General features: G+C 43.8%; 13 protein-coding genes and 1 riboswitch. Of the genes, 9 read left to right on the forward strand and 4 right to left on the reverse strand.

Going from position 1 to position 15,032, the window contains the following annotated elements; genetic code table 11:
• Positions 1-116 precede the first annotated feature (116 nt).
• The gene (gene plsB / locus AB6E78_RS21720) at positions 117-2,540 is read right to left on the reverse strand and encodes a glycerol-3-phosphate 1-O-acyltransferase PlsB (RefSeq protein ID WP_065584273.1); all 2,424 of its coding nucleotides are present in this window, start codon (positions 2,538-2,540) and stop codon (positions 117-119) included.
• 220 nt (positions 2,541-2,760) lie between these two features.
• Between plsB and AB6E78_RS21725 the strand changes: the two genes are divergently transcribed.
• The 4 genes from AB6E78_RS21725 to dinF all read left to right on the forward strand — a co-directional run bounded on the left by AB6E78_RS21725 (position 2,761) and on the right by dinF (position 6,287).
• Positions 2,761-3,123 (forward strand): diacylglycerol kinase, encoded by a 363-nt coding sequence (locus tag AB6E78_RS21725; protein WP_017061045.1) that lies wholly within the window; start codon positions 2,761-2,763, stop codon positions 3,121-3,123.
• 94 nt (positions 3,124-3,217) lie between these two features.
• Positions 3,218-3,838 (forward strand): transcriptional repressor LexA, encoded by a 621-nt coding sequence (lexA, locus tag AB6E78_RS21730; RefSeq protein WP_019820514.1) that lies wholly within the window; start codon positions 3,218-3,220, stop codon positions 3,836-3,838.
• Between the two features lie 97 nt (positions 3,839-3,935).
• Positions 3,936-4,814 carry a class I SAM-dependent methyltransferase gene (locus AB6E78_RS21735; protein WP_017070281.1) on the forward strand — a complete coding sequence of 293 codons (879 nt, stop codon included), beginning with the start codon at positions 3,936-3,938 and terminating at the stop codon, positions 4,812-4,814.
• A gap of 117 nt (positions 4,815-4,931) precedes the next feature.
• The gene (dinF, locus tag AB6E78_RS21740; RefSeq protein ID WP_017067882.1) at positions 4,932-6,287 is read left to right on the forward strand and encodes an MATE family efflux transporter DinF; all 1,356 of its coding nucleotides are present in this window, start codon (positions 4,932-4,934) and stop codon (positions 6,285-6,287) included.
• A 183-nt stretch (positions 6,288-6,470) separates the two neighbouring features.
• On the opposite strand, the gene sthA is transcribed toward dinF, so the two are convergent.
• Positions 6,471-7,871 carry a Si-specific NAD(P)(+) transhydrogenase gene (gene sthA / locus AB6E78_RS21745; RefSeq protein WP_017061048.1) on the reverse strand — a complete coding sequence of 467 codons (1,401 nt, stop codon included), beginning with the start codon at positions 7,869-7,871 and terminating at the stop codon, positions 6,471-6,473.
• Between the two features lie 327 nt (positions 7,872-8,198).
• Between sthA and fabR the strand changes: the two genes are divergently transcribed.
• Together fabR and AB6E78_RS21755 are read left to right on the forward strand one after the other, a co-directional pair.
• A complete protein-coding gene (fabR, locus tag AB6E78_RS21750) occupies positions 8,199-8,840 on the forward strand; it encodes an HTH-type transcriptional repressor FabR (protein WP_010438693.1) in 642 nt (213 codons plus the stop codon).
• Entirely contained in the window at positions 8,840-9,211 is a 372-nt protein-coding gene (locus AB6E78_RS21755; protein ID WP_004736696.1) for a YijD family membrane protein, read from the forward strand. The genes fabR and AB6E78_RS21755 overlap by 1 nt, the downstream gene beginning before the upstream one ends.
• 80 nt (positions 9,212-9,291) lie before the next feature.
• Here AB6E78_RS21755 and trmA read toward each other — a convergent pair whose 3' ends face one another.
• A complete protein-coding gene (gene trmA, locus AB6E78_RS21760) occupies positions 9,292-10,401 on the reverse strand; it encodes a tRNA (uridine(54)-C5)-methyltransferase TrmA (protein WP_372134204.1) in 1,110 nt (369 codons plus the stop codon).
• A gap of 154 nt (positions 10,402-10,555) precedes the next feature.
• A riboswitch (cobalamin riboswitch) is annotated at positions 10,556-10,760 on the forward strand.
• Positions 10,761-10,799: 39 nt separating this feature from the next.
• Between trmA and btuB the strand changes: the two genes are divergently transcribed.
• From btuB to murI, 3 genes are read left to right on the forward strand one after another with little or no spacing between them, the layout of a single operon-like run.
• Entirely contained in the window at positions 10,800-12,617 is a 1,818-nt protein-coding gene (gene btuB, locus AB6E78_RS21765) for a TonB-dependent vitamin B12 receptor (RefSeq protein WP_372134205.1), read from the forward strand.
• Positions 12,618-12,665: 48 nt separating this feature from the next.
• Positions 12,666-13,331 carry an ATPase gene (locus AB6E78_RS21770; RefSeq protein ID WP_102319729.1) on the forward strand — a complete coding sequence of 222 codons (666 nt, stop codon included), beginning with the start codon at positions 12,666-12,668 and terminating at the stop codon, positions 13,329-13,331.
• 60 nt (positions 13,332-13,391) lie between these two features.
• Positions 13,392-14,198, forward strand: a complete 807-nt coding sequence (murI, locus tag AB6E78_RS21775; RefSeq protein WP_017061053.1) for a glutamate racemase — start codon at positions 13,392-13,394, stop codon at positions 14,196-14,198.
• Here murI and AB6E78_RS21780 read toward each other — a convergent pair.
• The gene (locus AB6E78_RS21780; RefSeq protein ID WP_017061054.1) at positions 14,161-14,613 is read right to left on the reverse strand and encodes an RNA-binding protein; all 453 of its coding nucleotides are present in this window, start codon (positions 14,611-14,613) and stop codon (positions 14,161-14,163) included. The two genes, murI and AB6E78_RS21780, sit on opposite strands and share 38 nt — an antisense overlap.
• Between the last annotated feature and the right edge of the window lie 419 nt (positions 14,614-15,032).

Below are 15,032 nucleotides of genomic sequence, written 5' to 3' on the forward strand. Positions count from 1 at the left end.
ACAACGGTATGCTAAGAACAAAAATGCCGTTCACTCTTAAGTGAACGGCATTAACCCAGTGGGTGCCTTTTTTGATCGCGTTGAATCTGCTATCAGAGCCCTGCTATATACAGGAATTACTCGACTTGGTGAATACTCTCTTGAATAGTCAGACGGACTTCTGGGTAAAGCATCGAGTAAAGAAGCTTAGCGAATTGCTGAGTCTTCTCTAAATCGCAGTTGCCGTCGTTATCTAGGTACTGTTGCTGCTTCAACGTTGCGAACATAGAAGCAAACACGCCTTTATCGAAGAATTCGGGAGCATTGATACCATGCAATCGACCAAGTCGCTGTGCGATGTCTTGGCTTTTCTGCTCAAGGTCAGATTTGTCCAGTTCCGGATTCTCTGCCAGCAAGTTTAGAGCAATAGAGTAGCGCTGTAGAGTTTCTGAAATCGTACGGCCTAACAGCATAAGAGCTTGGCTGTTCGATTGGTTGATCGTCACTTCATTGTCAGACACAACAATCATGCCCTGGCTAACAAGTTCATCAATGATGTTTGATACTACGCCTTCAAGCTGTGATTCGTCGTAGCTTAAGAACAGCTCTTTCTTTAAGAACGGGTAAATTGCTGCAACATTCTTTTGAATCGCTTCAATCGATAAACCGCGCTGACGAATAGTCATCTGTGCAATTAACGATGGCAGAGCAAACAAGTGAATGATGTTGTTTCGGTAGTAGGTCATCAGAATTGACTGGTGACGGTCTAGCGAAATGATGTCGCCCATTGAGTCTGATTCAATCAAGAACTTGTTCAGTGATTCAGCATGTTTTACTAAATCTTCAGCGCTGTCTTTTGGCACAGTGAACGTTGCCGAATATGGAACATTCTTAAGCAGAGACAGGTAGCAATTAATCTGAGAAACCAAAGAGTCACGAGACAATGCGCGCTGTCTTGAAGCCAATAGTGCCGTTGCACAAAGGGTCAGGGCATTGGTCGCTGCCGCATCGTTAATGTGCGTCATCATTTTGGTCGCCAAGTCATTAACCACCGGGTTCATCCATTGTGGTTTGCTAGTGCCCATTGGGTCGATGTCTTTGGTCCACTCAGGTGAGTGTTCATTCAGGTATTGGTTCAGTTGAATTGGCTCACCGAAGTTCACGTAGCCTTTACCAAAGTTACGCAGCTTACGAATGGTACGAATCACTAAGCTCGCGTTTTCTTTCTCTTTACGCTTACCACGAAGTTCTTTTGCGTAAGTCGCCACTTCCATCACGTGCTCGTAGCCGATGTACACAGGAACCAAAGTCACCGGGCGATTCATGCCGCGCAGCATCGCTTGAATAGTCATCGCCAACATGCCGGTCTTCGCTTGCAATAAACGACCTGTACGAGAACGACCACCTTCACTGAAGTACTCTACTGAGTAACCTTTAGCGAACAACTCCGCTAGGTATTCACGGAAAATCGTCGAGTACAGCTTGTTGCCTTTGAAGCTACGACGAATAAAGAACGCACCACCATGACGGAAAATAGGACCGGCAGGGAAGAAGTTCAGGTTGATACCCGCAGCGATGTGCGGAGGCACCATGCCTTCGTGGTAAAGCACATAAGAAAGCAGTAAGTAGTCCATGTGGCTACGGTGACAAGGCACGTAAACAATCTCGTGACCATCTTGAGCCAACTTACGAACCGTTGAAGCGTTGCTGATATGCAGGCCTTGGTACAACTTATTCCACAGCCAACCAAGAATCTTCTCACCACGCTTGATCAGCGAGTAAGAGAAGTTCGCAGCAATCTCGTCCATGATGTCTTGAGCTTCTTTGCTCGCTTTCTCGATCGAGATGTTCTTTGCTTGTGCTTCGTCTTCAATCGCTTTTTTGATCGCTTCTGATTTTAACAGGCGATCAAACAGAGCTTGGCGGCTTGGCAGGTTAGGGCCTGATGCTGCAAGCTTTTGGCGAGAGAAGTGAATACGTGCCACGCGCGCCAGTTTGTGCGCGATGGTGCTGTCGGTGCCGTGTGAGTTAGCCATGTAGCGTAGAGAAACCACTGGGCTGAAACGAACCAGACAGTCACGACCGGCTAGCAATACAGCTTTTGATTTCTCTAAGCCGTTCATTGCCTGTAGGTAAGGCTTCTGGTTATTCTCTTTACCAGGTTTGCGCCCCCACAAAACGGTAGCAGGGATAACTTGAACATCGAGTTCAGAGTCGTCGGCGTGCAGTGAAAGCAATTCAGAGAACACTTCAATTGAAGAGCTTGGTACATAATCATCGTCTTGCAGCAGAGTTTTGCGAGAAGAGATGAAAACGTAGCGTTGCAGTGATTTGCCGTTGATTTCAAGCTTGCTCAACGGATCAGGTAGGCCTAATTCAAGTGCATGTTTTTGCAATGTAAGAATGTCGACACTTGAGCGAAACGGTAAGGCGTATACAATCGGTTTGCTCAAATCAATGTTCAAATCCTCAACAGGGTTTGAAGGAATTGATGTGCCCTTTACCAATACGGATAAAGGTAGCTTCATTAATGAACGTGAAAAAGATTGTCCAGAAGACATATAGGTTCACTGCCTCAATAGTTATTTCAATGTGCTGAAGCGTATCTCTATTTCTCTGATAAAAAGGATAAATCCTATGAGTGAAATAGGGATAAGCCTAGGCGTAAATTTAATCGATGCAAGAATACCAGAAACTGGTCTAACCTTTTAATGGAAATAGTCATATTGCCGTTAAGTTTGTGGAAAATCATTCATCGACTGATTGAGTATAGGGTTAAAAATGACCAAAAAATCAAACACCGGATTCAAACGCATCATCAAAGCAGCAGGCTTTTCATGGCAAGGCATTACGAGTTCGTTTAAAAATGAGGCTGCATTTCGACAGGAAGTGTTCATGGCGGTCGTGCTTATTCCGTTGGCATTTTACCTAGATGTAAGCCAAGTTGAACGAATCTTAATGATCTCATCGGTGGTATTGGTGATGGTTGTCGAGCTAATCAATACCGCGATTGAAGCGGTTGTCGACCGAATCGGCAGTGAACATCATGAGCTTTCTGGGATGGCTAAAGATGTCGGTTCGGCAGCAGTTTTCATCTGTTTGGCACTCGCAGGTTATGTGTGGCTAGAGATCCTGTTTTTGTAATTTGCTAAAAATGAACTAAAAACAAGCAATTGCTTTGCTTTTGTTCAGTTACTGGATATACTCACAGTCAACTGTATAAAAAGACAGGTGAATCATGAAGCCGTTAACGCCCCGCCAGCAACAAGTCTTTGACCTTATCAAAGGTAAGATCGAAGATTCCGGTATGCCACCGACACGTGCAGAAATCGCGCGTGAACTAGGCTTCCGTTCTGCTAATGCTGCAGAAGAACATTTGAAAGCTCTTGCTCGTAAAGAAGCGATTGAGATTATCCCGGGTGCGTCTCGCGGTATTCGTATTTTGCTTGAAGATGCAGCAAACGAAGAGCAAGGTTTACCATTAATCGGTCAGGTTGCCGCTGGTGAGCCTATCTTGGCTCAAGAGCATGTAGAAATGCATTACCAAGTTGATCCAGGCATGTTTAAACCACAAGCTGACTTCTTACTTCGTGTAAATGGCGAAAGTATGAAAGACATCGGTATTATGGATGGTGATTTATTAGCTGTTCATAAAACACAAGATGTACGCGATGGTCAGGTTGTAGTGGCTCGTGTCGATGATGATGTAACGGTAAAACGCCTAGAACGTAAAGGTTCAACGGTTCTGTTACATGCTGAAAATGAAGAGTTTTCTCCAATCCATGTCGATCTAGAATCTCAACACTTGTCTATTGAAGGGCTTGCGGTTGGTATTATTCGCAACACCGACTGGATGTAGTCAGTACAAACAGCTTATTGATATTTATTCTCAATAACTTGTCATTGTAATTGATATTCATTATCATCTTCTTTGTCGAGATACAAGGAAGATGATGATGCCAAACCCAACCAAACCTCAAATGAAGCCGCTTACTCGTAAGCCGCGCTCCTCTGTTCAAAAGGCTTCTTCTGAACAAGGGTCTGCACATCAAGAATTCCAAGTTCCGACGAACCTCGTTCAGCATCTTTGGTTTCGTAGCCGTGAAAGCCTAGCTGATGATGGTCTCGTTTATGATCCTATCGCAGCTCAAGCCTGCAAGCGTTGCCAGCTCGCACCAGAATGTCTTACCGGTGAACTCGACCAACAGCAACTCCTTTACGCGACACTGACTCAACTTTGTGATTCTCAAGTTCAACAGTTTTTATCTCATAACCCAGATGCTTGGATTATTAACGTGGGAGCAGGGCTCGATACCCGTTTCTACCGTTTAGATAATGGCCGCTGTCATTGGGTTGAGTTAGATGTAACCGAGAATCTGCTTTGGCGACAACGCTTGTTCCACAAAAATGAACGCTATCGCTTAGAGTGTGGCTCTGTCGATGACCTAACTTGGTTGGATGAACTTAATATTCCAGAACAAGCCTCGGTGATGGTGGTGTGTGAACATGCTTTGCTGGATTGTAATGAACAACAGACCGCGAACTTCATTCAGTCTTTGAGCCGCTACTTTACTCATGCACATGCGTGTTTAGTCTTAGCTGGAGATAAAAGCTCAAGTACGTTGGGACAAAAGCTTGGTTCAGGAAAGTATGCTCATGGGTTGTCTTCACCAATAGACAGCGTTCTTAATTGGCTGCCATGGGCACAATGGGTAAAAGCGTTTTCTCCCCTAGACCAACAATGCAATCGTTGGAAATTGTGGCAGCGGCTTCTTTGTAAGATCTCTCAGGTCAAAAAGCGTTTAACGCCGCAGTTAGTGCTCGTTAAGTGGTAACCCTAGTGGTTCTGTATTTCGAGTAACTGAGTACATAGCCGGTATAAGTAAAATTCCACAACATAGTGAAAGCCCACCCACTAGGTTAAACTATCGCCTCTAATCTAAGAGGTGATCGTGAAGCTATTTAATCCCCAAACTATTTTTCAAACGCTATCCAATCAGGCGATGCACAAAAAAGTGCTGCTGCTCGCGATCCCGATGGTTCTCTCTAATATTACTGTTCCACTGCTGGGCTTAGTCGATGCGGCGGTTATCGGTCACCTCGAGCACTCTTGGTATTTAGGTGGTGTGGCGCTGGGCGGCACAATGATCAGCGTGACCTTTTGGTTGCTTGGTTTCCTGCGCATGTCGACAACAGGGCTAGCCGCACAATCTTATGGTGCGAATGATGGCAAGCAACTTGGTTTAGTCTTTGTGCAGGGCGTGACCATGGCCTTAGGGTTTGCTGGTGTCTTTTTGCTTTTACACAGTCTAGTCGCCGATTTAGTTTTCTCATTGAGTAGCGCCAGTGATCAAGTTAAGCACTATGGTCAGCAATATTTCTCAATCCGCGCTTGGAGTGCGCCTGCTGCGCTAACTAACTTTGTGATTCTAGGTTGGTTACTCGGGACTCAAAATGCCAAAGCGCCCATGTGGATGGTGATCATCACCAATATCACCAATATCGTTTTGGATATTGTTTTTGTTATCGGCTTAGGATGGCAAGTGGAAGGTGCAGCATTGGCATCTGTAATGGCTGATTATGCCGGTCTAACATTTGGCTTGATTTGTGTTTACCGAATCTGGGCGAAGAAGCAGTTACCATCGCCATGGGATCTGCTTAAGAAAACCAGCCAAGGTTTGAGTCGTTTCGTGAAATTGAATCGCGATATCTTTCTTCGTTCATTGTATCTACAAGCGACTTTCACTTTCATGACTTTCCAAGGTGCAAGCTTTGGCGATGATGTTGTTGCGGCCAATGCAGTGTTGATGAGTTTCTTGATGATCATCTCTTATGGGATGGATGGCTTTGCCTACGCAATGGAAGCGATGGTCGGTAAGGCGATAGGCGCGAAAGACAAAGATGAACTGAACCAGTCATTGATTGGTACTTTCTTCTGGAGCTTTAATATTTGTTTGGTACTGACCATAGCGTTCGCACTCGCTGGCTCGAGTTTGATTAATATGATCACTACCATTCCTGACGTGAAGAACCAAGCCGAGGTGTATTTACCGTGGTTAGTCGCAATGCCATTGGTGTCTATGTGGTGCTTCTTGTTGGATGGTATTTTTGTTGGAGCAACCAAGGGCAAGGATATGCGCAATAGTATGTTTGTTGCGACCTGTAGTTTCTTCGCGATTTTCTATTTAGCATCAGGTTTAGAGAACCATGCACTGTGGTTAGCGATGCTGAGCTTTATGGCAATGCGCGGAATTGGTCTTGGTGTGTTGTTTGTTTCTCAGTGGAAGAAAGGGGAGTTTCTCGCTTAGCTCTGAGGGCTCTGTTTGTGGAGAGTAAATGAGGCTGTACAGGTAAAGGGGTATTTAGAACATCATGATCTAATTACTATCAATGCCTTAATATTCAGTGTTTTAAATAAAAACAGCAAGCGCGTGGCTTGCTGTTTATGTATTTGGCCTATGGGTGGTCAAATACTCATATTGGTTCTTTATCTAGAATAAACGGTTAAGCCCGTTGAGTGCTGCAACACGATAAGCTTCCGCCATCGTTGGATAGTTAAAGGTTGTATTCACAAAGTACTCGATGGTATTTGCTTCACCTTTCTGTTCCATGATCGCTTGTCCGATATGGATGATTTCAGCGGCACGCTCACCAAACACGTGGATACCTAAAATCTCTTTGGTTTCGCGATGGAACAGAATCTTCAAGCTACCAATGTCTTTACCCGCAATTTGAGCACGAGCTAGGTGTTTGAATGAAGAACGTCCTACTTCATACGGTACTTTAGCTGCGGTAAGTTCTTGCTCGGTTTTACCAACAGAACTGATCTCCGGGATGGTGTAGATGCCGGTTGGAATGTCTTCGATAAGGTGGCGTTCAGCTTCACCTTTCACAATTGCTTGAGCCACAAATCGACCTTGGTCATAAGCCGCGCTTGCTAGGCTAGGGTAGCCAATCACATCACCGACAGCGTAAACATGGTCAACATTGGTTTGGTAATTGGTATTTACTGAGACTTGCCCACGCGAGTCCGCTTCTAAGCCAACAGCACCAAGGTTCAGTTTATCGGTATTACCCGTTCGGCCATTGGCATACAGTAGGCAATCAGCGCGCATCTTTTTACCTGACTCTAGGTGAATGATCACGCCATCATCAGTGCCTTCAATTTTCTCAAAGGTTTCATCGTTGCGAATCACGACACCGCTGTTCCAGAAGTGATAAGAAAGTGCATCTGAGGTTTCATTGTCTAGGAATGACAACAGACGGTCACGAGTATTGATAAGATCGGTTTTTACACCCAAACCGCGGAAAATCGACGCGTATTCACAACCAATAACGCCAGCACCATAGATGATGATGTGTTGCGGGTCGTGTTTAAGAGAAAGAATCGAGTCACTGTCGTAGATACGTTCATGCAGGAAGTCGACGTTATCTGGTTGGTAAGGGCGAGAGCCTGTCGCGATAACAAATTTGTCTGCACTGTAATGTTCTTCAGTGCCATCGCTTTGCATTACCGAGACAGTGTTGGTATCGATAAAACGTGCAGTACCAAAGACCAACGTGCACTGGTTGCGGTCGTAGAAGCCTTGGCGTAATCGAGTCTGCTTGTCGATAACCGATTTGGCATGCCCCAAAATGTTAGAAAACGTTGAGTGTATGCTTTTGTTGTTCTGACAAAACAGCGGATTACTGTTGAATTCGATAATACGACTTACGGCATGACGCAGTGCCTTTGAAGGAATGGTTCCCCAGTGAGTACAACCACCACCAACGCTGCTCTCTTTCTCAATGATTGCAACGTTCAACCCGGCTTTGGTTAATCCCATCGCTGCCCCTTCTCCTCCGGGGCCACTACCAATTACGATTACATCAAAGTGGTTGGAGTGCGGCATAGATATCTTCCTTGTTATATTTGAGTAACATTGCTTTAGCGAGATTTTAACTGATTCTGTTCTTGGGTACATGAAAAGGGCATCAGAGAGTCGGTGGGATCACGCAGTGTTATCGAAAAAATAATATTTGGTATGTCGTATGTCTCCAAATGACAGTGTGGATATTGAAATTTTTTCTTCGAACGTATTTACTTCGGTACGTGAACAAAGAGGTATGTTTAGTGTCTTATATAACCAGAGTGCCTTATATAAATAAGTGATTCGCGTTATATTGAATAGAGTATTAGACATGCCTGTTTAGGCTGTAAAAGAAGAAATTGATAAAGTATGAAACCAATGGGCATTCGCGCACAGCAAAAAGAAAAAACTCGTCGCAGCTTAATCGATGCAGCATTTAGCCAACTCAGCGCCGATCGTAGTTTTTCCAATCTAAGCTTGAGAGAAGTCGCTCGTGAGGCTGGAATAGCACCGACTTCCTTTTATCGTCACTTCAAAGACATGGATGAGCTTGGCTTAACCATGGTTGATGAAGGTGGCTTACTGCTGCGCCAGTTAATGCGTCAAGCTAGGCAACGCATAGTAAAAGAAGGCAGTGTGATTCGTACATCGGTTGAAACCTTTATGGAATTCATTGAAAGCAGCCCTAACGTATTCAGACTGTTATTGCGAGAGCGCTCAGGAACTTCATTTGAGTTTCGTGCAGCGGTAGCTCGTGAGATACAGCACTTCTCTGCTGAGTTAACCGAATATTTGATAACGACTGGCATGACAAGGGACGAAGCTTTCACTCAAGCGGAAGCCTCGGTTATCTTAGTCTTCAACTCAGGGGCAGAAGCATTAGATTTAGATCGACGTCAGCGAGATGAATTGGCTGAACGCTTGATCATGCAATTGCGAATGATGGCCAAAGGAGCTTTTTGGTATCGTAAAGAACGTGAACGTAACCGATTAAAAGGCGGGATTGAATAATGTCGAATGAAAATAATACTGTAAACCGTGGTTCTGAAAGAAAAACACTCGTACTTGCTGTTGTAGCCGGTGTGTGTGGTGATGCATTGTTATCTTGGGTAACAATGAGCGAAGTGGGCTTCTCTATTTTCCCGCTTATCGCTTTAGTTTTGGCTGTACAAGCGCTTTACCAAGAGTACCTAACTAACCCAGTATCTGAAGATATCCCACTAGTAGGTTTAGCTTGTTTCTTCGTGGGTGCATTTGGCCACTCGGCTTTTGTGAAGGCACAACACCCTGATGCTGGCTCAAACTTCTTTGCGATTATTGTCGCGATGTTGCTTCTTGCATGGGTAGGTAAGAAACTCGGCTTTATCGGCAAAACTGCTTAAGCTGATTTAGAAATTAAAAAAACGAGCCAATGGGCTCGTTTTTTTGTATCTGCTGTTTGGCTTAGACCTGAAAGCGATACTTACGTTTTACGCTCTAGGAATACGCCAGCTTCCATGTGGTGCGTGTAAGGGAACTGGTCAAACAGAGCAAAACGAGTGATGTCGTGCGTTTCGCTTAGGATGTCTAGGTTCTCTTTCAATGTTTCAGGGTTACAAGAGATGTACATGATACGCTCGTAGCCTTGAACCATCTTACAAGTATCAACATCCATACCTGAACGCGGTGGATCAACAAAGATAGTGTTGCAGTTGTAGCTCTTAAGATCGATGTTCGCTTGCTGTAGACGACGGAACTCACGCTTGCCTTCCATTGCTACAGTAAAATCTTCTGCAGACATACGGATGATCTGAACATTTTCAATGTTGTTCGCAGCGATGTTGTATTGCGCAGATTCTACTGACGGTTTCGCCAGTTCAGTTGCCAGTACACGCTCGAAGTTTTGTGCTAGCGCTAATGAGAAGTTACCGTTACCACAGTAAAGCTCAAGTAAGTCGCCTTTGCTGTCTTGAGTACAATCGACAGCCCATTCCAACATTTTCTCTGCTACTTTGCCGTTTGGTTGAGTAAAGCTGTTTTCTACTTGTTGGTAGATGTAGCTGTCACCATTCACGTCTAGCTTTTCAATGACGTAGTCGCGGTCTAGTACGATTTTCATCTTACGCGCACGGCCAATCAGGTTTAGATTGAAACCTTCATCGTTTAATTGCTGTTTAAGTGCTTTAGCATCTTGAATCCACTGTTCACCCAATTGACGGTGGTAAAGCAGTGACACCAAAATTTCGCCGCTTAGTGTAGATAGGAAGTCTACTTGGAATAGCTTGTGGCGTAGAGAATGGTTGTCCTTCATTGCATCGACTAACAAAGGCATCAAGTCATTGATAAGACGACTAGCAGCAGGGAACTGGTCTACACGATATTTTTCTTTGGTCTCTTGATTGAACATGACGTAATACATATCGTCACCTTCATGCCACACGCGGAACTCAGCACGCATGCGGTAGTGTTGTTCTGGAGATTCATACACTTCCAGCTCAGGCACATTATATTCTGAGAACATTTCAGTAAGACGCTCAGTCTTTTCTGCCAGTTGTTCTTGGTAGCGTTGCGGGTTTACATCTAAATTCGCCATTGTTATGCCTTTTGCTGTCGTGCTTTTAAATCAAGAGCGCAGATTTTATTCAATCACAGGCGCTTGTCCAGTGTTGAGAGCCAATCAGTGTAAATAGGCCATGAAAACTATAGCTTATAACTATCTTAGACTAGACAAATGATTCAGAGGTCAATACTATCTTCGGCAAGCTGGTGCCATTTAGATGTATAGATGGCTGAAGAGGGAATCTGGTGTGAATCCAGAACTGACGCGCAGCGGTAAAAGAGAACAAGTATTCACAAGACACTGCAAATAGCTTTTTGTGGGAAGTCGAATATAAGGTAACCAAAAGGTTGTGCTCTTGAGTCCGAATACCTGCCAGTAGCTAAACCATAAGATGTGGTTTGGTAGGAATTTACGCGATTTAGGATAACAACATGAACAAATCCCTTTTAGCGATAGCTGTAGCATCGCTGCTTTCACCTATCTCCAATTTACACGCCCAAGAAGCCTCTGCCGACGAAACCATGGTGGTTACGGCTAACCGTTTTGAGCAAAGCACGAAAAGTGTTGTCGCTCAAGTTGAAGTAGTAACACGCCAAGATATCGATCGAATTCAAGCTAAGTCTCTAACAGATGTGTTTAGACGATTGACGGGTATTCAGGTTTCACAAAATGGAGGCCGAGGACAGCAAGCTTCGATCTTTGTTCGTGGTGCTAATTCTGATCAAGTGCTTGTTCTCATTGATGGTATTCGTTTTGCGCGAGCTGCAAAGGGTGGTGTCGATTTTAGCCAGTTACCAATTACATTCGTTGACCGAGTGGAATACGTTCGAGGAGCTCGTGCCGCTATGTATGGCTCAGAAGCTATCGGCGGTGTTATCAACATTATTACTGTTGCAAACTCTGACAATGAAAAAACGGCAGTTAGTGCAGGTTTAGGAAGCTTAGATTACCAAGAGCTGAGCTTTGTTAGTGGTACTAAGGTCGGTGAAAATGGTCACTTGAACGTATCTGTTGGTTACGATTCCGATGAGGGATACAACGTTCATCCATTACCAGGTGTTAATGATGGTGATCGCCATGGTTTTGAATCACGCAATGCTCTAATTGGTTATGTTCATAATTTTGATCAGCAATGGAGTGGCTTCGCGAATTTCCGTATGTTTGAAACCATTTCTCAGTACGATGGTTCATTTGGTACAGACCATTCTTACAAAGAAGCTGAAGTTCAAAATTCGACCTTTGCTACTGGTGTTAAATATAGTGGCAGTGAACTTAAGTCTGATTTCTTAGTTAACTATCAGAATCAAGATAACTGGAACTACGAACAGTCTTTAGGCAAGAACTCAGCGTCAGCAACATCTGATGAGCTTGAACAGCTAAATGTTCAATGGGTGAATTCATACAAACTAACGTCGTCACTGACTCTTAGTGGTGGTGTAGATTGGCGTGATGAGGCTTATATTGTTAAGCCTTCGAATACTGAATACGACAGAACGAATGTTGCGTACTTCGCTGCATTAAACGCAGATGCGGATAAAGTGTTCGGAGAACTGAGTCTTCGTGTTGATGACAATGAGCAGTTTGGTACAGAAACTACTTACAACACAGGGTTAGGCTATCGTTATGCTGAGTGGCTTGTTGTAAAAGCAGCTTATGGCACATCCTTCAAAGCACCTAACTTGTATCAACTATATAGCTACTACGGTAATGCACAGTTAGAAGCTGAAAAGGCAGATTCATTTGAACTGACTTTTGGTGGCTTAATCAAGGATGTTGATTGGTCGATTACTGGCTATGACACGAACGTCGAAGACTTAATTGATTACAACTACGCGACAAGTAAGTACTACAATACCGATGGCGAAAGCCAACTACGTGGTGTGGAAATGGTCGTTGGATTTGATACTAGCTTTATTAACCACCAAGTGAGCGCTAATTTCCAAGACCCAGAAGATCAATCTGGTGAGCAACTGATACGCCGAGCTAAGAAGATTTACAAGTATAATGCAGTGGCTAGTTTCGATGATGTTGATGTTTCATTAGGTTTCCAATATGTAGGTGAGAGACCGGACTTCTCTGAAGATCTCGCAGCGTATAGCTTGTTTGATGTTTCAGTGAACTACTATGCGAATGAAAACCTTACTTTAAATGGTCGAGTGGATAACTTAACTGACGAAGAGTACGAGACTGCTGGTGGATACCCATCACCAGAGCGTACATATTACGTGAATGCTACTTACCAATTCTAATTATCACCTAAACCGCCTTCGGGCGGTTTTTTCTTATTGGGTATATCAATGAAAAAGAAAGTCGTCATAAGTTGGTCGTCAGGCAAAGACTCTACATTAACCCTAGAACGTCTACTTGAAAGCACCGAGTATGAAGTTGTTGCTCTCTATACTACGTATGTTGGAGATGAGGTTCCTTTCCAAGTCACGCCAATCGAGGTTGTCAAAATGCAGGCAACATTGATCGGCTTGCCATTAATAACTATTGAGCTGCCGGAAGTCTTCCCAAGTAACGAGATCTATCAAAGTACGATTGTTACGGCGCTTAAAGGGTCGGGTTTATCAATTGATGCCGTGGCATTCGGCGATATGTTTTGCAATGGTATTGCTGATTACCGAAGAAGTTATATAGAACCTGCGGGTTGGGAGCTTGTATTTCCTCTACTGGGAGAGAGTAGCCAAGCGCTGGCTCAAGAAATCATAAATAGAGGAATCGAAACCTTTCTCGTCACAGTTGATAGCGATGCATTAGACATGAGCTATTGCGGGAAAGAATACACGCCTGAACTAATAGACAGTTTGCCAAGTCACGTCGACCCATGTGGAGAAGATGGTGAGTTCCATACCTTAGTCACGTCAGCGCCATGCTTTAAAGGTAAGCTTAAGATAGAGCTAGAAAATGTAGAGCAGGGTGAGCGCTTTGGGCATCAACGCTACCGAGCTTGCATTATGTAGAGTGATGATTGGCGAAAACTAGGTGAAGGGGTATCATTGCTGCGGAACTTATTACAGGTAATGGTTGTGTCGGAAAGCATACAAAAAAACATATTGGTCTTTGATTCTGGAGTTGGCGGTCTGTCTGTATATAAAGAGATAAGCCAGTTACTACCCAATCACAACTATATCTATGTATTCGATAACGAGGCTTACCCTTATGGTGAGCTCGATCAGCAAGTCCTCATTCAGCGAGTCCAAAGTATCGTCGCCAGTTTTGTGGCGAGTCACGCTATTGATATCGTGGTGATAGCTTGTAATACGGCCAGTACGATAGTCCTGCCGACACTTCGCGCTAATAACCTTATCCCTATTGTCGGCGTAGTCCCGGCAATCAAACCTGCTTCGTTACTGGCTAATAAAGCGGTTGGCCTTATTGCGACTCCCGCGACGATTACTCGTGAATACACACACGAGCTCATCAAAAACTTCTCGAGTAATAAAAGAGTAGAGCTGTTGGGTTCTACTCGGCTGGTGGATATGGCCGAAGATAAACTCAGAGGCGAGGAGATTAGCCTTGAAGAGTTACAGCAAATCCTTCAGCCGATGATCAACACAATTGATGTGGCTGTATTAGGATGTACTCATTTCCCATTGATCAAATCAGAGATTCAACAAGTACTAGGTGAAAGTGTAGTGCTGATAGATTCTGGTAAAGCGATAGCTAAGCGGGTTCAAGATTTGTTGGGTTTGGAAAGCGTTAATAAAGAAGGGGGAGTACGTGAAGTTTTTTGTAGTGCACTTCCTAAAAAAGAAAGTGCACTAAATAGTATGTTAAAGCAGTTAGGGTTTAGCTCAGTTCAGATTCGTCCGCTTCAGGATGTTTAGGATCATTTGCAACACGTACTTTTAAAGTGCGTTGCATGTAATCTTTATCGTTAAGTGCAGAGATTGCATGATTCACATCATTACTTGCCATAACAACAAATCCAAAGCCTCTTCTTTTACCAGTACGTTTGTCTTTCATTAAACGTACTGCAAATACTTCACCATGCTCTGAGAATAATTCACGTACATGTGATTCGTTCGCTTTGTATGGAAGGTTACCCACATAAAGTGTTTTGGTTGAAGCCTTAGGTTCTGAATCTGATTTTGAGTCGGTGCTTGAAAAGTTAACAACAAAAGCGGAAGCCAAGACACCAAGGATAAAGGTAATTGCAGGCGATATATCTACCTGAGAGAAAACAATGCCGCCTAATACAGCCAGTGCGACAATTAACAACATCGATTTTTTTGAGTTCATATCGGAATACTACATATTAATAAACGAAATAGACGCATCTACCATTAACAAAATAGACACATGAATCTTACGTTCATGGCTTCCATTTTTCCAATGTATTGCTGTGATACGTCTCAAATGTTTAGTTTTTATTCGAAAAATGCGGATCTGGTGGCTTTTTAGGCGAACAAAACTTTTATTTCAAAAAGCCCTTGTGCTCCATCTCAATCTCTCTATAATGCCGCCTCACCGACACGGAGTGAGACGAAAGTCACACAGCGAAATCGGTAGAGAAAAAGAGTTTGAAAATAACCCTTGACTCTCAAAGTGGTGCAGGTATAGTACGCACCCCTAGCGACTGAGATGTGAATCACAAAACGCTAGCGCTCTTTAACAATTTAAACCTATCAATCTGTGTGGGCACTCGTTGATGAATATCA

The organism is Vibrio sp. 10N.247.310.98, assembly GCF_041467395.1.
Classification (GTDB): domain Bacteria; phylum Pseudomonadota; class Gammaproteobacteria; order Enterobacterales; family Vibrionaceae; genus Vibrio; species Vibrio crassostreae_C.

Coding starts and splice junctions, on each gene's coding strand:
- plsB (WP_065584273.1), bottom strand. CDS start 2,540: ATGTCTTCTGGACAATCTTTTTCACGTTCATTAATGAAGCTACCTTTA.
- AB6E78_RS21725 (WP_017061045.1), top strand. CDS start 2,761: ATGACCAAAAAATCAAACACCGGATTCAAACGCATCATCAAAGCAGCA.
- lexA (WP_019820514.1), top strand. CDS start 3,218: ATGAAGCCGTTAACGCCCCGCCAGCAACAAGTCTTTGACCTTATCAAA.
- AB6E78_RS21735 (WP_017070281.1), top strand. CDS start 3,936: ATGCCAAACCCAACCAAACCTCAAATGAAGCCGCTTACTCGTAAGCCG.
- sthA (WP_017061048.1), bottom strand. CDS start 7,871: ATGCCGCACTCCAACCACTTTGATGTAATCGTAATTGGTAGTGGCCCC.
- fabR (WP_010438693.1), top strand. CDS start 8,199: ATGAAACCAATGGGCATTCGCGCACAGCAAAAAGAAAAAACTCGTCGC.
- AB6E78_RS21755 (WP_004736696.1), top strand. CDS start 8,840: ATGTCGAATGAAAATAATACTGTAAACCGTGGTTCTGAAAGAAAAACA.
- trmA (WP_372134204.1), bottom strand. CDS start 10,401: ATGGCGAATTTAGATGTAAACCCGCAACGCTACCAAGAACAACTGGCA.
- btuB (WP_372134205.1), top strand. CDS start 10,800: ATGAACAAATCCCTTTTAGCGATAGCTGTAGCATCGCTGCTTTCACCT.
- AB6E78_RS21770 (WP_102319729.1), top strand. CDS start 12,666: ATGAAAAAGAAAGTCGTCATAAGTTGGTCGTCAGGCAAAGACTCTACA.
- murI (WP_017061053.1), top strand. CDS start 13,392: ATGGTTGTGTCGGAAAGCATACAAAAAAACATATTGGTCTTTGATTCT.
- AB6E78_RS21780 (WP_017061054.1), bottom strand. CDS start 14,613: ATGAACTCAAAAAAATCGATGTTGTTAATTGTCGCACTGGCTGTATTA.